The sequence below is a fragment of the Clavibacter lycopersici genome (genome assembly GCF_003576405.1).
Lineage (GTDB): Bacteria > Actinomycetota > Actinomycetes > Actinomycetales > Microbacteriaceae > Clavibacter > Clavibacter lycopersici.
Genome location: NZ_QWGT01000214.1, coordinates 1 through 4,795, shown reverse-complemented (window position 1 = coordinate 4,795; position 4,795 = coordinate 1). Strand labels below are relative to the sequence as shown.

2 protein-coding genes are annotated in these 4,795 nt (G+C 74.5%); one reads left to right on the top strand and one right to left on the bottom strand.

Annotated elements, in window-relative coordinates; translation table 11 throughout:
• Positions 1-2,436 (top strand): arabinosyltransferase domain-containing protein (locus DZG00_RS12355; RefSeq protein ID WP_147359993.1); only part of this gene is annotated, 2,436 nt, incomplete at its 5' end.
• Positions 2,437-2,671: 235 nt separating this feature from the next.
• Here DZG00_RS12355 and DZG00_RS12350 read toward each other — a convergent pair.
• Positions 2,672-4,564, bottom strand: a complete 1,893-nt coding sequence (locus tag DZG00_RS12350) for an LGFP repeat-containing protein (protein WP_119381133.1) — start codon at positions 4,562-4,564, stop codon at positions 2,672-2,674.
• Between the last annotated feature and the right edge of the window lie 231 nt (positions 4,565-4,795).

The following is a 4,795-nucleotide window of genomic DNA, read 5'->3' as shown; positions in this document are numbered from 1 at the left end:
GGCGTCGCCGCCGCGGCCGGGGCCCCGACCCCGCCACGCGGCCGGGTCTCCCGGGTCCTCCGCGCCCTGCGCCCGGTCGACGCCGTGGTCGTCGCGGTGCTGACGCTCTGGATCTTCATCGGCCCGATGACGGACGACGACGGCTACTACGCCGCCATGTCGCTCAACGACGGCGTCGCCGGCTTCGTCGGCAACTACTACCAGATGTTCAACCAGTCGTTCACGCCCTTCACCTGGTTCTGGCAGCTGCTCGGCGCCTGGCAGGAGCTCGGCGGCCGCTCGCCCGTCTGGCTGCGCGTGCCGGCGCTCGTCGCCGGCGTCGCCGCCTGGTTCATCACCCGCCACCTGCTCGAGCGGGCCGCGGTCCGCCTCTCCCGTCGCGCCCGCCTCTGGGCCCGCGGCCTCCTCGCGGCCACGTTCCTCATCTGGTGGCTGTCGTACACGATCGGCAGCCGGCCCGAGATCCTCGGATCCCTCGCCGGGGTCGTCGTCGTCGCGCTCGTCCTGCGATCCCGCGACCGCGGGACCCTCCTGCCCGCCGCGATCGCCGCCCTCACGGCCGGCCTCGCGTTCGCGGCGCACCCCACCGGCGTCGTCGCGTTCGCGCCGCTGCTCCTCGGCATCCCCGGGTTCTGGCGCCTCGCGTACCAGGGCGGTTCGCGCCTGGCCGCCGCCGCGCGCACCATGGCCGTCCTCTCCGTCGGATCCGTCGCCCTGTTCGCCGCCTTCGCCGACGCGACCCTGTCGGACGCGCTCACGGGGCCGAAGCGCTTCGCCGCGGTCGAGACGCCGCTCACCTGGCTGAACGAGTGGTCCCGGTACGCGCTGCTCATGAACGACATCCCGATGGGGTCGTACGCGAAGCGGTCCGTCGTCCTCCTGGCCCTCGTGCTCCTGATCTGGTGGGTCGCCACCTACGCCGCGTCCCGCATGTCGCCCCGCGCGGCCCGGCTCATCCCGGCCCCCCTCGAGCTCGCCGGCTGGGGCCTCGCGCTCTCGTTCGTGCTGCTGTGGATCACCCCGAGCAAGTGGACGCACCACTTCGGCGCCATCTCCTCCGTCGGTCCGCTGTTCGTCACGCTGATCCTCGTCCTCGCGCCCGGCATCGTGACCGGCCTGCTGCACGGCCGCCGTGCGCCGTGGTGGCTGACGCCGCTCGCGGTCGCGAGCCTCGTCCCCGTCATCGTCTTCTCCCTGCACGGGCCGAACGCCTGGGCGTACGCCTGGGGCCAGGGCATGTTCGGCGACGGCCGCGAGCCCGGCTTCGGGCCCGTCCACTTCGGCGCGCTGCCCATCTGGGTCCTCGTCGCGATCGCGGTCGTCGTCGTCGCCGTCGTCGTCCAGCGCCGCGCCGGTCGTGCCTGGTCGGAGCCGCGCAGCCTCTGGTCCGTCACGGCGCTCGCGACCGTGTTCGCGCTCGTCACGGGCGGCTACCTGGTGGGCACGTTCTCCCTCGCCGCCGCCCGGGGCCTCGACGGCTACTCCGTCGGCGCCGCGAACCTCGAGGACCCGTCCGGATCGCAGTGCCTCACGGGCGCGGCCATCACGACCTGGGACGCGAGCGCCGGCCGCCCCCTCGCGATCGACGAGGGCACCGAGGCCGAGGCCGCCGATCCCGCGTCCTTCTCGCTGGGCGGCGGATGGCCCGCGTCCGACCCGCCGCCCGCCCTGGCCGACGGCATCGCGCTCTGGGGCAGCTACGCCGAGGGAGGCGACACGGTGGGGACCATGACCACGCCGTGGTACCGCGTCCCCGAGGTGGGTGACCGCCAGCGCATCGCGGTCCTCGTCGGCGGCGAGCTGGCCGCGGGCGACTCCGACCGGCTGCGCCTCCAGATCCGCGACGCCGACGACCGGGTGATCGACCTCGGCGGCGTGGCCGTCGAGGACACGGTCGACCGGCCCGGCTGGCGCACCATCGCGATCGACCCGTCGAAGCTGTCGCCCGGCGACGAGATCCGCCTGCAGGCGCAGGACGGCACCACGGGCGCGGACGGCTGGTTCGGCTTCACCGCCCCCGTGCTCGTCGACCCGGTGTCGTTCAACGACCTCGCAGCGCCCGACGCGCCGACCGCCGTCACGTGGACCTCCTCCTTCTGGTTCCCGTGCCAGCGGCCCGTGTCCATCGCCCACGGCATCATCGAGCGACCGGTGCTGGCCACGACGTTCGGCGACGGCGGCCCGGACAACATCTGGGTGCAGCGGCGCGGCGGATCCCTCGCCGGCGTCGAGCGCTCCTCCACCGTGGTCACGCTGGCCTCGGACATGGAGGGCGCCGGCAGCTCGTGGGGCCGCGTCCAGCTGTTCGACTACCCCTACGCGGCCGGCGCCTACGACCTCACGGTCGAGCGCGTGTCGACCTGGGGCTGGCGCACGCCCTTCGACGAGGTGTCGCAGATCGTCGAGTACGACCGGGAGCAGGGCGCCTCGGAGTGACACCGGTGCGGCGCGCGGAGCACGCCGCACCGGACCGGCGCTGACGCGTCGCCTGACCGGCTCGGCGCCGCATGATGCGGCCGACGCACGTCAGCCGCAGACCGGCATGCCGCCGGACGCCGCGCGGGTACCCGATCACGGACGTGCGTGGCGACGGCCGGCCGCCGGGCACCTCCCCCTACGACGAGGACCGTGCGCCTGTCCGGCGCACGGTCCTCGTCAGGTGTCGGCGGTGCTAGTTGTAGACGACCTGCACGCCCTGGGTGCCGACGACGATGCGACCGCCCGCGAACTCCTGCACGACCTCGCCCCCCGAGCTGCGCTCCTCGCCGACCGGCAGGCCCAGGCGGCTCGCCGAGGCGCCGAGCGCCACGTACCGGTCGCCGATCCACCCGCGGACCATGAACGCGCCGCGCGCGGACGAGTAGATGCCGCCGCCCGCGAAGCGCTGCGCGGCGCCGTTCGGCACCGCGGTCTCGATCCCGGTGGGCGAGCCGAGCACGCCGGACTGCTCGCCCGCCGCGACGTAGCGGTCGCCGATCCACCCGCGGACGCCGAACGCGCCGCGGGAGGACGAGTAGAAGCGCCCGCCCTGGAACTGCTGCTGAGCACCCTGCGACGTGGGCCGCTCGTCCGCGGTGGACAGCCCGAACGCGCCGGTGGCGGCGCCGCGTGCGCGGTAGGCGTCGGCGATCCACCCGCGCACCGTGCTGGTCCCGCTCGACGTGGCCGAGACCAGCCCGCCGGTGAAGTCCTGGTACGCGCCGCCCGCGACCTGCTTCTCGTCCGCCCGGGGGAAGCCGAGGACGCCCGCGTCGCGGCCGAGCGCGCGGTACCTGTCGCCGATCCAGCCCCGGACCATGAACGCGCCGGCGGACGAGGAGACGACGTCGCCGCCCGCGAACGCCTGGCGAGCGCCGCCCCGCACGGCGGCCTCGTCGGAGGACGGGAAGCCGAGCACGCCGCCGGAGCCGCCCGCCGCCGTGAAGCGGTCGCCGATCCAGCCGCGCACGGCGTAGGCGCCCGCCGCGGACGAGTAGACCGAGCCGCCGGAGAACCGCTGGACGGCTCCCCCGGAGATCGACTGCTCGTCGGCGAGCGGCGACCCGAGGGGCCCGCCCGAGGATCCGCCGCGGACCCACGCATCGCGGATCCAGCCCCGGACGACGAACGCGCCCGCGGAGGACGACACGATGCTGCCGTTCCGGAAGTCCTGCGCCGCACCGCCGGGCACGGCCCGCTCGGGGCCGGTCGCGGCGCCGAGGACGCTGGACGGGCCCCCGATCGCCCGGTACTTGTCCCCGATCCAGCCGCTCACGTCGAACGAGCTCGAGCCGAACCAGTCGGTGAAGTACGCGTAGAAGTTGCGGTTGCCGTACGCGGAGCAGCTGCCGCCGGATCCGTATGAGGTGGCCAGCGCCGCGCGGTCCGGCTGGTACGGCGTGTAGTAGTAGAGGCTCGACGTGGCCTGGTTCGAGATGTAGACGGCGCTGCTCCCGCACGACGCGTCGGGGTGGTAGAGCACCTGCACCGTCGTGCCCTTGGCGTAGCGCGTGTAGCGCGTGCCCCACGCCGTGCCGGGGCCCGTCCCCGCGGGGTTGGAGTAGCGCTGGAACGCCCACGCCGCCTTGTAGACCTGGTTGTAGAAGCCGTAGAACTGCTCGTCGCACGCCGCGGTGTCGGGGCAGCCGTAGCCGGTGGCCGATCGGTAGGCGCGCGCCGACGGGGCGGTCGACAGGACGAGGCCCTGCTCCTTCTGGAGCAGGACGATGAGGACCTGCGGGTTGATGCCGCACGCGCGGCCGACCTTCGCGATGATGTCGGCGGCGCTCTCGTTGCGCGCCCCCTGGTACGGACCGCACATGGGGTCGGCGCCGCGGGAGAAGGTGTCCTGCCGGTAGTCCTTGAGGCACGTGTAGCCGGAGCGGCACGACGGGTTGCGCTGCGCGAGGAAGGTCTGCACCTGGGGCGCGCTCATGGTGCCCTCGTCGAAGAACACCGCGTCCGAGATGATCGCGCCGGCTCGGAAGCCGGACATGTCCGCCGCCTCGGCCGTCTCCCGCGTGCCCACGGCACCCGCCATCATGATCCCGCACGCCGTCGCGACGACGGCGATGACCGCCACCATCCGACGCGCGGATCCCCTCATCCGTCGCACTTGACGCCCCCGCTCCCGCAGGCGCTGTCGCGCGCCTCGCTGGGACATGCTAACCGGTGGTCGCATCCCGGCAGACCGCGGGGATCCGCGCGGCGACCACGGGGATCCGCGGCACGACCCCGGTGGGTCACCCCGGGGACGCGGCACGGCCCGGCGCCGGAGCGCCGGGCCGTGCCGGGTCGTGGGTCAGCGGCCGTCGCG

Excerpts from the sequence above, each read along its gene's own strand:
- DZG00_RS12350 (WP_119381133.1), bottom strand. The coding sequence starts at position 4,564 with ATGGTGGCGGTCATCGCCGTCGTCGCGACGGCGTGCGGGATCATGATG.